Origin of the sequence: Streptomyces cinereoruber (assembly GCF_009299385.1) — a bacterium.
Lineage (GTDB): Bacteria > Actinomycetota > Actinomycetes > Streptomycetales > Streptomycetaceae > Streptomyces > Streptomyces bikiniensis.
Genome location: NZ_CP023693.1, coordinates 5,928,285 through 5,942,865, shown reverse-complemented (window position 1 = coordinate 5,942,865; position 14,581 = coordinate 5,928,285). Strand labels below are relative to the sequence as shown.

Below are 14,581 nucleotides of genomic sequence, written 5' to 3'. Positions count from 1 at the left end.
GACGTGATCCTCGCCTCCCGGTCCGAGCGGTGGCGGCTGCGCGCCCGCCACCGCCGCCCGTGACGACCCCGTACGCCTCCCGCAACCCGTAGGCGTCCGTCGTCCGGGAATCGCGCTGCCCGTTCCACCACCGCAGCAGCGAAAGGCACGAGACCGTGCGCACCCCTGAGATCACCGCCGTCCGCAACCTCGGCATCCTGGCCCACGTCGACGCCGGCAAGACCACCGTCACCGAGCGGGTCCTGTACCTGACGGGGGCCGTCCACAAGCGGGGCGAGGTCCACGACGGCACCACCGTCACCGACTTCGACCCGCAGGAGCGGGACCGGGGCATCACGATCTTCGCGGCGGCCGTCAGCTGCGACTGGGCCGGTCACCGGATCAACCTGATCGACACGCCCGGCCACGTGGACTTCTCCGACGAGGTCGAGCGCTCGCTGCGCGTCCTCGACGGCGCGGTGGCCGTCTTCGACGCCGTCGCGGGCGTCGAGCCGCAGAGCGAGACGGTGTGGCGGCAGGCCGACCGGCACGGCGTCCCGCGCCTCGCCTTCGTCAACAAGCTGGACCGGGCGGGCGCGGACCTCGACTCCGCCGTGGACTCCATCCGCGACCGGCTCGGGGCCGTGCCCCTCCCCGTCCAGCTTCCCATCGGACGCGAGGACGGCTTCACCGGCGTCGTGGACCTGCTCCGGATGCGGGCGTACGTGTGGGCCGACGGCGACGGCGCGTACGCCGGGCTTCCCGTCCCGGACGATCTCCTGGACGAGGCCCGGCAGCGTCGGCGCCGCCTGGAGGAGGCCGTGGCGGAGCTGCACCCCGGCGCCTTCGAGGAGTTCCTCACCCGCGAGGAGCTGTCCGAGGCCACCCTGCGGGGCGCGCTCCGCGACCTCACCCTCTCCGGGGAGGCCGTGGTCGTGCTCTGCGGCTCGGCCTACCGCAACCGGGGCATCGAGCCCCTGCTCGACGCCGTCGTCGCGTACCTCCCGGCCCCGTCGGACATGCCGCCCGTGCGCGGCGAGGTCCCGGCGGACCCCGGGGCTCCGTTCACCGCGCTCGCCTTCAAGGTGAACGCCACGGCCACCGGCCGCATGACCTACGTCCGCGTCTACGCGGGCACGATCGGGAAGGGGGACACCGTGCTGGACACCGTCGGCGGACGCACCGAGCGGATCGCCCGCATCCTGCGCGTGCAGGCGGACCGGGCCACGGAGGTCGAGTCGGCGCGCGCCGGCGACATCGTCGCCGTCGTCGGGCCGAAGTCCGCCCGCGCCGGAGCGACCCTGTGCGACCCGGCCGCGCCGGTCGTCCTCGAACCGCCCACGACCGCCGATCCGGTGGTCTCGGTCGCCGTCGAGGCCCGTCGCGCCACGGACACCGGCCGCCTGGCGACGGCCCTCGCCCGCCTGTCCGAGGAGGACCCCTCGCTCGTCGTGCGGTCCGACCCGGAGACGGGCCAGACCGTCCTGTCCGGCCTGGGCGAACTGCACCTGGAGGTAGCGGTGGAGAAGCTGCGCCGCGACCGGGGCCTCGAGGTGACGGTCGGGCGCCCCCAGGTCGCGTACCGCGAGACCGTGGCGAAGGGCGTCACCGGCCTGCTGTACCGCCACGTCAAACAGGACGGCGGCGCGGGCCAGTTCGCCCACGTCGTCATCGACCTCGAACCGATGGAAGGACCGGAAGGAGACGAGGAGTTCGTGTTCACCTCCACCGTCACGGGCGGTCGCGTCCCGCAGGAGTACGTCCGCGCGGTCGAGGCCGGCTGCCGGGACGCCCTCGTGGAGGGCCCGATCGGCGGCCACCCGGTGACCGGCGTCCGGGTCACGCTCACGGACGGCGCCACGCACCCGAAGGACTCCTCGGAGATGGCGTTCCGCACGGCGGGTCGCTTCGCCCTCCGCGAGGCGCTGCGGGCCAGTGCCATGACCCTCCTGGAGCCGGTGGCCGACGTGACCGTCACCGTCCCCGCCGAGTCCGTCGGCGCCGTCCTCGGCGACCTCGCGGCCCGCCGGGGCCGGGTGACCGACCAGACCACCCGGGGCGGTACGGCGGTGGTGACGGCGACGGTGCCGCTGGCCGAGCTGTTCGGCTACGCGTCCCGCCTGCGCGGCCGCACCCAGGGCCGGGGCACCTTCACCACCCGCCCGGCCGGGTACGAGCCGGCCCGGGGCTGAGGTCCAGCTCGGCCCGTACGGTCTTCCCGACCGGTACGCGGTCGAGCACGGCCCACCGCGAGGCCAGCGCCCCGACCAGGAGTAAGCCGCGCCCGCCCTCGTCCAGCGACTCCTGCTCGGCGGGGGCGGGCCGCCGCTCGCCCCGGGTGTCGGACACGTCGATCCGGAGCACCTGCCCGGGCACGTACGAGAGCGTCAGCTCGCAGTCGCGCCCGGGCACCCTGCCGTGGGTGACGGCGTTGGCGGCGAGTTCCGCGACGAGCAGCGCGGCGGTCTCGGAGGTCTCGGAGTCGTACGGGACGCCCCAGCGGTCCAGCTGGAGCACGGCGAGCCGGCGCGCGAGCCGGGCGCCGCGCGGGGTCGAGCTGAAGCGCTGCGCGAACACACGTACGGTGACGGGCTCTTCGCGGGTCACGGGGGAGGTCATGGGGCCAATGTGGCGTCGCGCAGGGCGGGTTGCCAGCTCAGAAACCCGTACGCTGCGACAGCGTACGGGTTCACACTCTGGACCGTACCGGTCACCATCCGTGACGATGTGTTCGTTCCAGACGAGCGCACGGGTGCGGGAGGTGGCCGGAGTGACGGACGCGGTGCCGGACGAAGGACAGAGCGGGAGCGAACCGGAGGCGACGGACAGCCTGAAGGCCTTCGGGGAGGTGGTCAAGGCCTTCCGCAAGCGGGCCAGGCTGACGCAGGAGGCCTTCGCGCCGCGCGTCGGGTACTCCGTACCGACGGTGGCCTCGATCGAGCAGGGCAGGCGCTTCCCTTCCGACGACTTCGTGGAGCAGTCGGAGGTGGTGCTCGACGCGTTCGGGGTGATCCGGGGCGCGGCGAAGCACCTGACGCGCAAGCCGGGCCTCGCGAAGTGGTTCCGCCAGTGGGCGAAGCTGGAACTCAAGGCGGTGACGCTCTACACGTACGAGAACCGGCTGGTGCCGGGGCTGCTCCAGACGCCCGCGTACGCAAAGACGCTGTTCGACGAGCAGATCCCGGCGCTGGGCGACGACGAAATCGAGTCGAAGCTCGTGGCCCGTGTCGAGCGGATGAAGCTGCTCACCGACCGCCCCCACACGATCTACAGTTTCATCATCGAGGAGCACGTGCTGCGCCGCCAGACGGGTGGCCCGGAGGTCATGCGGGAGCAGATCGACCACATCCTCGACATCTGCGCGCGACGCAACATTGACCTCCAGATCATGCCGCAGTCACGCGGGCACCACGCAGGTCTCGGCGGACCTCTGCAACTCTTGGAGACCCAGGAGAACAAGTGGTACGCCTACTGCGAGGGACAGCGTGCCGCCCACCTCATCGCAGACTCGAAAGAGATCAGCATCCTTCAGAAGCGGTATGCCAGGATGCGGGCACAGGCTCTGTCCTTCGAGGAGTCCGTGAGCCTGTTGCGGGAGATGTGAGGAGCACCATGAGTACCACAGACCTGGCCTGGTTCAAGAGCAGCTACAGCAGCAGCGGCGACGGCGACTGCGTGGAAGTCGCCCTCTCCTGGCACAAGTCGAGCTACAGCAGCGGCGACAGCGGCGACTGCGTCGAGGTCGCCTCCTGCCTCTCCACCGTCCACGTCCGCGACTCCAAGAACGTCACCGGTCCGCAGCTCGCCCTCTCCCCCGCCGCCTGGACCGCGTTCCTGACCCGGCTGAGCTGAAGGGCGTCACCATGAGCACGACCCCGGCCGACTACCTCTCCGGCCTCTTCTCTCTCGACGGGCGCACCGCCCTCGTCACGGGAGGCAGCTCCGGTATCGGCCGGGCCATCGCCGGCGCCCTGGCCCGCGCCGGGGCGAAGGTGGTCGTGCTCGCCCGCAAGGAGGCCGAGCTCGTCGCGACCGTGGACGAGCTGACGGCCGACGGCTGCCGGGCGGCCTGGGTGAGCGCGGACCTGAGCACCCGGGAGGGGATCAGGTCCGGGGCCGAGGAGGCGGCGGCCGTGTTCGGGGAGCCGGACATCCTGGTGAACTCGGCCGGCGTCAACCTGCGGCCTCCGCTGGGCGAGCTGGGCGAGGACGTCTGGGACGTGACGATGACCGTGAACCTGGAGGCGCCCTTCCTGCTCGGCCAGCGGTTCGGGCCCGGGATGGCCGAGCGCGGTTTCGGGCGGCTCATCCACGTGACGTCCCAGCAGGCGCACCGCGCGTTCGTGCAGAGCGGGGCGTACGGGGTGTCGAAGGGCGGCCTGGAGTCGCTGGCCCGTTCGCAGGCGGAGGCGTGGTCGGCGTACGGGGTCACGGCGAACACGCTCGTGCCCGGGGTCGTCCTGACCCCGCTGAACGAGCGGCTGGCCTCCGACCCGGAGCAGGTCGCCGCGCTGGCCGCCCGGACGATGGTCGGCCGGAACGGGCTCGCGGAGGACTTCGCGGGCGCGGCCGTCTTCCTGGCGAGCGCGGCCTCCGCGTACGTCACGGGGCACTCCCTCTTCGTGGACGGCGGTCTCTCCGTCCACTGAGGCCGCGGGCCCGGCCTCAGCCGCCGGCGGCGGCCGGGGGCCGCACGTCCAGCGGGCGGTCGAAGGCGCTGTACGTGGTGGTGGTCCGGTGTTCGGGGCCCTTGTAGTCGACCTTGAGGATGTACGGCTTGCCCTCGGTGGCGACGTGGAACGTGTAGGTGCCGCCCTTGTCCGCCTTGTCGGTCACCACCAGGGGGATCGCAGGGGTGCCGCCGACCTCGGTCGGTTCGCCCTTCGTCGCGGTGCCGAAGGAGGCGAACTCCTGGGTGCAGGAGGTCGGTCCCAGCTCGGCCGTCTCCTTGTCGACGGGAGTCCTGGTCCAGCGCTTTCCGGCGCGCTCGGAGCGGGCGTAGGCCGTGTCGCCGATCCGGATCTGCTCGTAGGTCCCGACATCGACCCAGGTCAGCCGGGTCGCGCAGGTGTCCTTGAGGTCGGTCGTCATGTGGCCGGACTGGCCGCCACCGGCACCGGCGGTCCCGGTGTAGGTCCAGTCGACGGTCACGGAGGTGAGCGCCTTCATCGTGTCGTTCGCGCGGTCGAGCAGCTCCGCGGCGGAGGGCTCCGGCGGGACCGCGCCGTCCGAGCAGCCGGCCAGGACGGCCCCGTCACCGCGCACAGCAGCGCGGTCGTCACAGCGGTCGATGCCGTACGCATGAGCCCCTCGCGAAAACACGAGCGGCTCAAGCTATCAGGGGCCGGGGGCGGGCGCGGGGACGGGCACCCGCGCCCGGAAGGCGCCGCCTAGGCCCTGCATCGAAAGTCGCTGAGAGGCAACGTTGTGGCCGGCTGGAGCGTCCATGGGATTGCCGGATTCAGCTTGGCCAGGGTGTTGAGGGGGCTTGTGGAGCGGGGCATGGAGGAACAAGACGGTCCGGGGCGAGAGCTGAACGCTTACGAGAGAGTTCTCGCAGAGGACCGTCGCGTCGTGCGCGAGATGTTCCGTGTGAGCATCGGCGGTGCCCATGCCGGGCTCGCCATAACGGTCTTCATCGTGGTCTTGTTCGCCATCATTGGCGGCACCGTATGGGCTCTGATCGTTGGCGGAGCAGTTGCGTTCTGGTTCGCCGTCGCCCTTATCGCAGTTGTCGGTGCCGGTCGCCGCGGGTGGGCCGCGGTCAAGCGCGCTTACCTCTTGACTTTCGGCTGGGCCGGCTGGCTGTGATCGCCGCGAGGTACGGCCGATGCGAGCATGCGGCATCGGCAGCTCCATCCATCACAGCCATTCTCCGATCGCGGCGACAAGCACGGTCGCCTCGAAACGGTTCACGCGGTGGGCGGCCACCGGGCTTCGATGAGGAGCGGTACAAGAAGCGAAACACCGTCGAACGGGCTATCAACCGTTTGAAGCAGTTCCGAGCTGTCGCTACTCGCTACGACAAGCGGGATTACGTCTACCTTGGCACCGCGACAGCTGCAGCCGTGGCCGTCTGGCTCAGGACCTGAAGATCCGGGACGCAGCTCAAGCGCCGCCCTCGGTTGGCCTCCGATGCCCCTGACGAGTAATTGTCAAGAGCTGTGGATCGGTGGGCGGAGCGAGGGCGAGGTGCCCTCCCGCTGTCGTGGTTCCATCGATGGTTCGGTGAGTGCCGAACCGTCCGGCCGGTAGCGTGCCGAGTCCTGTGCGGGAGATGCCCGCGCTGGTAAACGCCGGAGGCGACCCGATGTCGGAGACAGATCTGAAACAGCAGCTCGCCGAGCGATTCCGCGAAGTCAACGGCGACCATCCGATGACCGATACCGATGACGCATACGTCAGCGCGCAGTTCGTTGCCCTGGAGGAACTGTGCGCAATTCATGGCCGCGATGCCGATGCGGTCCGCCGGCTGATGCTGGGGCAGCATCTGCCGCTTCCGGGATATCTGCGCTCCGACGGTGCCGAGATGGTGCCGGCCGACCTGTTCGCTCTCGCCGACGAAGCCGGCGGCGTAGAGCTGCTCGAAGCGTGGTTCACCGCTCACTGGGCCGACCCGATCACCGGGAAGGCGGAGTGGAATGCGTATCTCAGCGGACAGTACGTGTGCCTGCACTCGGTGACCCCGGCCGCCATTCAGCGCAAAGATTACCTGACGACCGCGATCAGCGCCGCAGCGAACGAGCCGGATGCCGGTTCGGCACGGTGGTCTGAGCGGCTGCACGCACTGGTCGACGAACTCGACACGCTGGAACCGGCGTTCACGGCCTACGACCGTCTTCGGTTCGGCGGACCCACGTCCCGGGACACCTGCATCGACGCCCCGCGCGCCCGCTTCCCGCGCCCGTGACCCGGATTCATGGGTGGCGTTCTGCGGATCGGTTGCGATCGCTCATGCCGCGCGGGCTCCGGCGCGGACGAGGGCGACGAGGTGGGGCGCGTTCACGGCCCGCCACCGGGCCTGGGTGGACTCAACAAGCTTGAAGACCATCGTCAGGGCTGCAGTAGCGAACCGCTGCTTGGCGTGGTGCTGTCCTCGCTGACTGCCGCAAGCATGGGCGTGCCTTCCCGACCGACGCGGCGACGTCGGCCTTGCTCGATGACCTATCGATCGATCCATCGGGAAGGTACGCCTCCTTCCGTCAGGGCTGATCCACGGGTATTGGGCATTGCTCTGCCCTGACCATGCACGACCACATTGAACGGCGACTCCTCCGCCTCCGTCTCGGTCACCACCGTGAACTCCTCGCCCGGACGCATCCAGTGATCGGTTCCCCATGGCTCGACCCACAGGCAGAGCATGCTGCTGGTCGCGTTGCTCACGCTCGTCTTCGACACGCTCGCACCCTGACCAGCAACATGATCGGCCGGACAAGTCCTAGGCCGGTCGCCTGATGCTCTCGTAGATGCGGGCGAAGCCCTCCGTCCCGTGGCCCGCGTCGATCTGGCGCCGGATCAGGCCCTGGACCATGGCGACCGCGTCGGTGCCGACGCCCTGGGCGGAGCCGGCGGCCAGGATGTCGCCGAGGTCGGAGAACTCCAGGCTCTGCTGCCCCTCCACGGTGTAGTCACCACCGTCGATGACCGCCGCGTACTCCTGGAAGGCCCCGGTCATCGCGGTCAGCCAGGGCGCGGCCCTGGAGGCGAAATCGCGTGCCGTCACCCCGGCCGGCGCGACCATGGCGGCGCCCTGCATGAACCCGGCGAACATGACGTACATGCCCGCGAGCAGGGCGAGGTCGTACAGGGACGCGAGATCGGCGTCCTCGCCGAAGTAGTCGCTGGTCCCCCACAGGTCGAGCAGCGGCTCGTACCGGTGGAAGGCGTCGGCCGATCCGCTGTAGAGGACCGAGGAGCCGGGCCCGCCGATCATCTGCGGTACGGCCATGATCCCGCCGTCCAGGTACGTGATCCCGGCCCGTTCGGCCCAGGCCGCCAGCTCGCGCGACTGCTCGGGGGAGGTCGTGGTCACGTTGACCAGGGTCCGCCCGGCCAGGTCGCCGGCGAGCGGATCGAGCACCTCGTGGACCGACGCGTGGTCGAAGAGGCAGACGACCACCAGGTCTCCGGACCGGACCGCGTCGCCGGCCGTGGCGGCGGCCCGCGCGCCGAGGGCGACGAGCCCGTCCGCCTTCCCCGGCGACCGGTTCCAGACCGTCGTCCCGTGTCCGGCCTTCACCAGGGCGGTCGCGAGCGCGCCGCCCATCGCTCCCAGGCCGAGCACGCTCACCGAGACGCTGTCGTTGCCGCTGTCGTTGCCGCTGTTGTTGCCGTTGGCGTTGCCGTCGGTCGTCATCTTCGGGGCTCCCTCTCGTGTTCCTCGTTCGCCCTCGATCCTCCGCGCCGCCGGTAGGGTTGACCAGTACGGACTAATTAGTGGGGTACTCACCCCGGGGTAAGTACGGTGCGAGGGAGGGCTGATGGGGGCATCGGCACGACGCGGTCCCTACTTCTGCGGGATCGACGCGGCGATGGACGTGGTCTCCGGCAAGTGGAAGCCGCTGATCCTGTGGGAGCTGCACGAGCACGGGGTCCGCCGGTTCGCCGAGCTGCGGCGCGGTCTGCCGGGCGTCAGCGAGAAGATGCTCGTCCAGCACCTGCGGGAGATGGAGGAGGACGGGCTCGTGCACCGCGAGGTGTACCCCGAGGTGCCGCCGAGGGTGGAGTACACCCTGACGGAGCACGGCGTCTCGCTCAACGCCGCCCTGACCTCGCTGGGCGAGTGGGGCACCGAGCGGATGCGGCGGATCGGCGCCGGGAAGGTCCCCGTCGAGGCGGGACGGGCCACGGGCGGGCCCGACGCGTCGGACCCGCCCGTTTCCCTCTTCCCGCCGCCGCGCCGGAGCGCCTAGCGGGCGGTGTACCCGAAGGCCACGCCGTTGGCGGGCAGGCCGCCCGAGCCCGGCTTGTACGTGGTCACGGGAGCGACCGTACCGCCCTGGGTCACGTTGGACATCGGCAGCGCGTACAGCGCGCCGGCGGCGTTCGGCCCGAACGGCATCCCCACGTACAGCCTGGTCGCGGTGAAGTGGATGCTCTTGCCGAGCTGATGGTCGGTCCCGGGCGTCCCGGGGATCCCGTCGCCGTCGCCCGCCTCGATCCAGCGGTCGTTCGCCCCGGCCGAGCCGGCCATGGAGAACGTGTGGACCGCGCCGGCCCTGGTCGCGGTGCCGAGGGCCTCGCCGGGCGTGCCGACCGCGAGGCGCATGGAGGCCACGGTGCTCACCGCGTTCGGGGCGGTGTTGACGGCCGTCAGCTTCTCGCCCATGCGGTCGCCGGTCTCGGAGGTGCCGGACACCTCGTCGTCCGCGGTGCCCTGCTTGAGCTCGCGCAGATAGCTCCAGGAGCCGTTGGCCTTGATCCGGATCTGCACCACACGGCCCGCGTTGGCCCGGTCCTCGGTGCCCACGACCACGCTCTCACCGGGCGAACCGATCGCGAGGATCGACTCGGTGGGGGCGGGGGAGCCCGTGGCGCGGAACGGGGCGATGGCCACCGCGTAACCGAACTGGTCGCCCGCCTCGGTGCCGCCGGAGATGGCCTCGTTGTCCTGGTCGAGCCAGGACAGCGTGGCCGGCCGGCCGTCGGTCTCGTACGCGTTGGCGTCGAAGATGACGACGCCGCCCGACTTCGCCTTGGTGCCGATGGCCTCGTTGGGGGAACCGATGGCGATGTAGTTGGAGTCCGCGGCCAGGGAGAAGCCGAAGTTGTCGTCCTTCTCGGGGTCGCCGGGGACGCCGGGCTTGTCCTGGTTGATCGTCAGGCTCGTGCCGCCGTGCACGTAGAAGACGGAGCCCGCCTGGGTGAGCGTGCCGAGGGCCTCGCCGGGCAGGCCGATCAGCAGGTACGGCCGGCCGGCGTCGTTGACCGCGGTCGCGAGCGACTGGCCCATCCGGTCGCCCGCCTCGGAGGCCGAGGCGGCGATCGCGCCGGTGCCCATGCCCTGCTCGAAGTGCGCGGCCTTGGTGGCGCCCGTGCCCAGTCCGCCGGCGGCGCCGTACAGGATGTCGACCATGCCGGCGTTGGCGGCGGTGCCGATGTCCTCGCTCGGGGTGCCGACGACCAGGTCGGTGAAGCCGTCCTTGTTGTAGTCGATGGTGGCGAGGGTCTCGCCGAAGTAGTCGTCCGTCTCGGAGCCGCCCGCGACCCAGTCCAGGTCCTGGCTGATCTCGACGGTGCCCTTGCCGCCGCCGTACACGACGCGGACCAGGCCGGCCCTGGCCGCCGTGCCGACGGTGGCCTGGGTGTCGGATATCGCGATGTCCTCGACGCCGTCGCCGTTGAAGTCGGTCATGCCGCTGGGCCGGGGCGGGTTGCCGCCGCCGCCGAGCGCCGCGCCGAGGTCGATGCGGGAGGTGGTGGCGCCCGTGTAGACGATGCTCCGGCCGCTGTTCTTCAGCAGGGCCGTGAGGTCCGCGACGCTCTTGGTCGGGTAGGCCTGCCTGAGCACGGCGAAGGCGCCCGCCACGTGCGGGGCGGCCATGGAAGTGCCGTTCTTCGAGGCGTAGTTGCCGCCGGGCACCGAGGAGACGATGCTCGTGCCGGGGGCGAACAGGTCGAGCAGCCGGCCCCGGTTGCTGAAGGCGGACAGCTCGTCGTCGTCGGTGGTGGAGCCGACCGTGACGGCGGAGGAGATGCAGCCGGGGACGCTGACCGCGTCGGTGTAGCCGTTGTTGCCGGCCGCGATCACGGTGGCGACGCCCGCGCCGAGCAGCTTGTCGATCGCCGCCTTGCGCGGGTCGCTGTCGCAGGCGGCGGTGTAGTGGCCGCCGCCGAGGCTGAGGTTCGCCGCGACGAGCGGCGTCCCGGCCTGCTTGAGCTGCAGCACCTTCTCCAGGGCGGCGAGCTGGGCGCTGGGGAAGCTGGCGACGCACGGCGCCTCGCCGGCGCAGGCGTCGGCGGTGTTGAACTGGGAGAAGACCTGGATGGCGACGATGTCGGCGCCGGGGGCGACCCCGGTCTTCGGAGCGCCGACGGCGCCCGTGCCCTTGCCCGCGGCGATGCCGGCCACGTGGGTGCCGTGGTCGCAGGCGTTCAGGGTCGCGCAGGGGCCCGAGTCGGCGTCGGCGGAGCCGGGGCCCTCCTGCCGCGCGGTGCCGTCGGGGCAGAGGCTGGTGGCGCCCAGGTCGGGGTCGATCGGGGAGAAGCAGGCCTCGGCCTTGACCCGGCCCTTCAGGAACGGGTGCTGGGTGGCGACGCCGGTGTCCAGGACGGCGACGGCGTTGCCCGTGCCGGTCTTGCCGGCCTTGGCGGCCGCGTCGCCGCCGATGAGCGGGACGCTCTGGTCCAGGGTCGGCGGCTCCGGCTTGTCCTCGGTGACGCTCACCACGCCCGGCTGGGCGGCGAGCCGGTCCAGGCCCGCCCGGTCCACCGTGAGGGTGACCACCGGCAGGGCCTCGAACTTCTGCTTCGTCTCGCCCGCGGCGGCGGCCTCGGGGAGGTCCTCGCGGGTCTTGGTGAGGACGTTGACGCGGACGGTGTCGCCTTCGGCGGTCCGCTCGTACAGCGGCGGGTCGACGGCCTCGGCCGTGACCGCCGGCGTGTCGGGGGTGTTCGTCGGGGCGGCGGCCAGGGCCGGTGCCGCGCCGAGGGTCGTGGTCATCGCGACGGCGACGACCACGGCCCGGATCGTTCTCTTCATGGTGCCTCGGGAAGCCGGGGCCCGGCGGACCGCCCGGAGGGGCGGGTGCGGCCGGGGCCGTGGGAACGGGGGGCGGAGAAGGGGCCGGGTGCGGAGGGGCCGGGCGGCGGTGCTGTGCCGCCCGGCCCGTGTCCGGCCGCGGAGGACGCGGTCCGTCAGGGGTCCGTGCCGGAGGGCGTCAGGAGTCCGTGCCCGGGATCAGGTCGCCTTGGCGCCGTTCTTCGCCCGGCCGAAGATCGTCACCGCTCCGAAGTACGTGTTGGCGAGGGAGCGGCAGGTGCTCTTGAAGAAGTAGGCGGGGCAGGTCTTGCTGTAGAGCGTGTTGTAGAAGACGGCGTCCACGGCCAGGCCCTTGTTGCGCGACAGGTAGTACTTGTAGCCCTTGTACGAGTTGCCGATCAGGCCGTACCCGTAGTCGTGCATGTCGCAGGAGGGGATGAAGTTGTAGCCGAGCGGCTTGTCGGGCGCCGTGGTGCAGTGGTCGTGGTTGATGCCGCGCACCCGGTAGCCGGTGGGGGTCGTCTTCCACTTGGGCGAGCGCCAGCCGTAGTGCGCCACCTTGGAGGTGCAGCCGGACTTCCAGTAGTACAGCCAGTGCCGCACCCAGCTGCACTTCGCCGGGTAGGACGTCGGGTCGGTGATCTCACCGCCGGGGAAGTCCGAGGCAGGCGGCGGGGTGGTGGTGCCCGCGTTGTCGTCCGGGGCGTCGCCCTCGACCGGCACGCCGGGGGTCGGGACGGCCTCGCCGTCGAGGACGGCGGCCGGGGCCGCGGAGTCGGCCGTGAAGGTCAGGTTCCAGCTGCCGTTGGTCGGCGAGTCGACGTCGGCGAGGCGCTTGGTGGCGTCGTAGCCGTAGGTGGCCTGCGGCTCGGCGGCCTCGCTCGGGTTGGTGACCGTGCGCAGCAGGCCGGAGGAGTCGTAGGCGTACCGGGCGAGGGTCTGCGTGGTGGCCCCCTCGGTGACGGTGATCTGCTTGACGCGGCCCGCGTAGTCGCCGAAGGAGCTGCCGGCGGCCGTGGTCGCGGCCGCGTAGGCGACCGAGGTGGACGTCGCGGGCCTCTCGCCTGCGGCGGGGTTCGTGATCTTGGAGATGCGGCCCTTGGAGTCGTACTGGACCGTGGTGGCGTAGACGTTGTTGCCGACGCTGGTGACGCGCCACTTGTCGGTGCCGGTGGCGGCCTGCTGCCACTTGTAGGTGGGCTTGAGGTCCGCGGCCGGGATCGGATTGCCGGCGGCGTCGGTGAAGGTGTCGTCGCCCGCGGCGACGGTGGAGAGGTCCACGCCGAGCACCTCGACCACGGACGTCACCATGGTGCCGGTGGCGTCGTTCCACCGGGAGGTCGCCGTGACCTGGGAGCCGTCGGCGGTCGCGTACTTCTTGAGGCTGCCGCCGTCCGGGTAGTCGATGCTCGACCTGAGGGCGTACGTGATCTTCTCGTTGACGCCGAGGTCGGTGACGACGATCTTGTCGCCCTGCTGCTCCAGCTTCCGGTTGAGCTGGCCGCCGACGAACTCGGCCTCCCAGCTGGGGCCGAAGACGCCCATCTCGGGGCGGGTGGCGGGCGCGGACTCGGGCCTGGCGAGGCCGCCGTCGGGCTGCGCGGCGACGGTGTGCCGGCGCCCGATGAGGGCGACGTCCACGTCGTGCTCGGCGACCTGGAAGGTCTTGTCCGCGGTCGAGTACTGACCGGGGCCGATCGTGGACAGCGTGCCCTCGGCCAGCGGCTGGTCCGGGACCTCCGCCACGGCCTGCGGCTGTGCGGCGGCCTGCGGCTGTGCGGCGGGTGCGAGCGCCACGGACTGCTGCGGCAGGAGCAGCGCCATGGACAGCGCGGCGATGGCAGGAAGCGCAATTCTGCGCACGAGTTCCCCCCTCGTGTCGTTCCTGATGGGCGATCACCGGTGATCACTGGTGAACGCTGCGGACACTAGGCAGTCGTCGATCACCTGCACAAGGTCCTTCCGGCGCGGTCGGCCGGGCTCGTCCGCTTGCACCAGTGAAGTGCCCCCGGCGCCCGGCGCCGCGCGCACGGAGCCGATTGAGTACGCGTACTCATGTGCCTACTGAGCACCCGTCACAGACTGTCGGCATGACGGAAATCCCTTCCCCGAAGGCCCTGTTCACCCGCTCGGGGCGCGGCCTCGCGGCAACTGCGCTCGCCTCGCTGGCGCTTGTGGCCTGCGGGTCCGAACAGGCCGGTACGGCAAGCGTGCGGGCCGGGTCCTCCACCCCCTCGCCCACCCCCTCGTCCGACGTCGCGTTCACCGCGATGCTCGACCGGGTGGCGCGGTCGTGCCCCGCGCCGGGCCCCGTGGAGAAGCACCCGGGCGACGCGGCCGCGCCCGCCCCCACGTCGGGTCCCGAGGTGGAGCTGAACGCCCGCGACTGGTGTGCGAGCGCCCTGCACGAGGAGCGGATCACCCGGGCGGTCTGGGAGCTGGCGGACCCCACTCCGGAGAAGGTCGGGAAGGTGCTGAACGACCTCGGCTACGTCGACGGACGCATCCACGGCCTCCGGCAGTCGGGCGCGGCCACGACGTTCGCCCTCGACCTGCGCGACAAGGGCGGCCGGCTCTGCCTCGACGGCTCGGTGGACGGCGAGAGGACCATGGTCACGGCGTGCGTCGCACCCCGGACAGGACCGTTCGCAGTTGCGAAATAATCGCCTGAAAAATTTACGGAAAGCCATCCACTCCACCCGCGCGGACCCTCAGACGGAACCCCTCGCCAGTGACCTATCGATAGGCAAAAACGGACCAAACACCCATTGAGCGCTTCAAATTTAGAGGATTCACATAACGCTCGCCTGCTGTGGCCCACCGCCCAGGCGATCATTCGTGCTGCTTGCACATGTAATCCACACGCATGCACATCAGGGGCCGGAACGACGAAGGGGCGGG

General features: G+C 71.2%; 14 protein-coding genes and 1 pseudogene. 9 read left to right on the top strand and 6 right to left on the bottom strand.

The annotated features are described in order from the left end of the window. Window positions 1-155: 155 nt before the first annotated feature. Window positions 156-2,171, top strand: coding sequence for an elongation factor G (fusA, locus tag CP977_RS26800; protein ID WP_152370946.1), 2,016 nt, complete (start codon window positions 156-158; stop codon window positions 2,169-2,171). On the opposite strand, the gene CP977_RS26795 is transcribed toward fusA, so the two are convergent. Beyond that, entirely contained in the window at window positions 2,131-2,598 is a 468-nt protein-coding gene (locus CP977_RS26795) for an ATP-binding protein (protein WP_062751684.1), read from the bottom strand. The genes fusA and CP977_RS26795 overlap by 41 nt on opposite strands. A 151-nt stretch (window positions 2,599-2,749) precedes the next feature. On the opposite strand from CP977_RS26795, the gene CP977_RS26790 reads away from it, so the two are divergent. From CP977_RS26790 to CP977_RS26780, 3 genes are read left to right on the top strand one after another with little or no spacing between them, the layout of a single operon-like run. Next, complete coding sequence (locus tag CP977_RS26790; protein WP_229991692.1) at window positions 2,750-3,583, top strand: helix-turn-helix domain-containing protein; 834 nt, start codon at window positions 2,750-2,752, stop codon at window positions 3,581-3,583. Between the two features lie 8 nt (window positions 3,584-3,591). Then, complete coding sequence (locus CP977_RS26785; RefSeq protein ID WP_152370945.1) at window positions 3,592-3,831, top strand: DUF397 domain-containing protein; 240 nt, start codon at window positions 3,592-3,594, stop codon at window positions 3,829-3,831. An 11-nt stretch (window positions 3,832-3,842) separates the two neighbouring features. Beyond that, window positions 3,843-4,628, top strand: a complete 786-nt coding sequence (locus tag CP977_RS26780) for an SDR family NAD(P)-dependent oxidoreductase (protein ID WP_152370944.1) — start codon at window positions 3,843-3,845, stop codon at window positions 4,626-4,628. Window positions 4,629-4,644: 16 nt separating this feature from the next. Here CP977_RS26780 and CP977_RS26775 read toward each other — a convergent pair whose 3' ends face one another. After that, on the bottom strand, window positions 4,645-5,244 hold the full coding sequence (locus tag CP977_RS26775; RefSeq protein ID WP_229991691.1) for a hypothetical protein: 600 nt from the start codon (window positions 5,242-5,244) through the stop codon (window positions 4,645-4,647). 309 nt (window positions 5,245-5,553) lie between these two features. On the opposite strand from CP977_RS26775, the gene CP977_RS26770 reads away from it, so the two are divergent. From CP977_RS26770 to CP977_RS26760, 3 genes and pseudogenes are all read left to right on the top strand, one after another. After that, window positions 5,554-5,790, top strand: a complete 237-nt coding sequence (locus CP977_RS26770; protein WP_229991690.1) for a hypothetical protein — start codon at window positions 5,554-5,556, stop codon at window positions 5,788-5,790. Window positions 5,791-5,888: 98 nt separating this feature from the next. After that, window positions 5,889-6,071, top strand: a pseudogene (locus CP977_RS26765) (IS5/IS1182 family transposase); the annotation flags it as partial. A gap of 218 nt (window positions 6,072-6,289) precedes the next feature. Next, entirely contained in the window at window positions 6,290-6,889 is a 600-nt protein-coding gene (locus CP977_RS26760) for a DUF6058 family natural product biosynthesis protein (protein WP_062751688.1), read from the top strand. A gap of 254 nt (window positions 6,890-7,143) precedes the next feature. Here the strand turns inward: CP977_RS26760 and CP977_RS26750 are convergent, their stop codons facing one another. Both CP977_RS26750 and CP977_RS26745 read right to left on the bottom strand, forming a co-directional pair. Next, on the bottom strand, window positions 7,144-7,377 hold the full coding sequence (locus tag CP977_RS26750; RefSeq protein WP_079130977.1) for a hypothetical protein: 234 nt from the start codon (window positions 7,375-7,377) through the stop codon (window positions 7,144-7,146). 40 nt (window positions 7,378-7,417) lie between these two features. Continuing rightward, complete coding sequence (locus CP977_RS26745; protein ID WP_152370943.1) at window positions 7,418-8,335, bottom strand: NAD(P)-dependent oxidoreductase; 918 nt, start codon at window positions 8,333-8,335, stop codon at window positions 7,418-7,420. A 124-nt stretch (window positions 8,336-8,459) separates the two neighbouring features. On the opposite strand from CP977_RS26745, the gene CP977_RS26740 reads away from it, so the two are divergent. After that, window positions 8,460-8,891, top strand: coding sequence for a winged helix-turn-helix transcriptional regulator (locus tag CP977_RS26740; RefSeq protein WP_079130979.1), 432 nt, complete (start codon window positions 8,460-8,462; stop codon window positions 8,889-8,891). Here CP977_RS26740 and CP977_RS26735 read toward each other — a convergent pair. Both CP977_RS26735 and CP977_RS26730 read right to left on the bottom strand, forming a co-directional pair. Beyond that, on the bottom strand, window positions 8,888-11,680 hold the full coding sequence (locus tag CP977_RS26735) for a S8 family serine peptidase (protein ID WP_152370942.1): 2,793 nt from the start codon (window positions 11,678-11,680) through the stop codon (window positions 8,888-8,890). The two genes, CP977_RS26740 and CP977_RS26735, sit on opposite strands and share 4 nt — an antisense overlap. Before the next feature lie 198 nt (window positions 11,681-11,878). Continuing rightward, window positions 11,879-13,543 carry a phospholipase A2 gene (locus CP977_RS26730; protein ID WP_062751690.1) on the bottom strand — a complete coding sequence of 555 codons (1,665 nt, stop codon included), beginning with the start codon at window positions 13,541-13,543 and terminating at the stop codon, window positions 11,879-11,881. Between the two features lie 227 nt (window positions 13,544-13,770). Between CP977_RS26730 and CP977_RS34935 the strand changes: the two genes are divergently transcribed. After that, window positions 13,771-14,343 carry a hypothetical protein gene (locus CP977_RS34935; protein ID WP_229991689.1) on the top strand — a complete coding sequence of 191 codons (573 nt, stop codon included), beginning with the start codon at window positions 13,771-13,773 and terminating at the stop codon, window positions 14,341-14,343. Window positions 14,344-14,581: the final 238 nt, after the last annotated feature.

Bases quoted from the DNA above. Each gene is read 5' to 3' on its own strand.
- CP977_RS26795 (WP_062751684.1), bottom strand. From the start codon at position 2,598: ATGACCTCCCCCGTGACCCGCGAAGAGCCCGTCACCGTACGTGTGTTC.
- CP977_RS26740 (WP_079130979.1), top strand. From the start codon at position 8,460: ATGGGGGCATCGGCACGACGCGGTCCCTACTTCTGCGGGATCGACGCG.
- CP977_RS26745 (WP_152370943.1), bottom strand. From the start codon at position 8,335: ATGACGACCGACGGCAACGCCAACGGCAACAACAGCGGCAACGACAGC.
- CP977_RS26780 (WP_152370944.1), top strand. From the start codon at position 3,843: ATGAGCACGACCCCGGCCGACTACCTCTCCGGCCTCTTCTCTCTCGAC.
- CP977_RS34935 (WP_229991689.1), top strand. From the start codon at position 13,771: ATGACGGAAATCCCTTCCCCGAAGGCCCTGTTCACCCGCTCGGGGCGC.
- CP977_RS26735 (WP_152370942.1), bottom strand. From the start codon at position 11,680: ATGAAGAGAACGATCCGGGCCGTGGTCGTCGCCGTCGCGATGACCACG.
- CP977_RS26760 (WP_062751688.1), top strand. From the start codon at position 6,290: ATGTCGGAGACAGATCTGAAACAGCAGCTCGCCGAGCGATTCCGCGAA.
- CP977_RS26785 (WP_152370945.1), top strand. From the start codon at position 3,592: ATGAGTACCACAGACCTGGCCTGGTTCAAGAGCAGCTACAGCAGCAGC.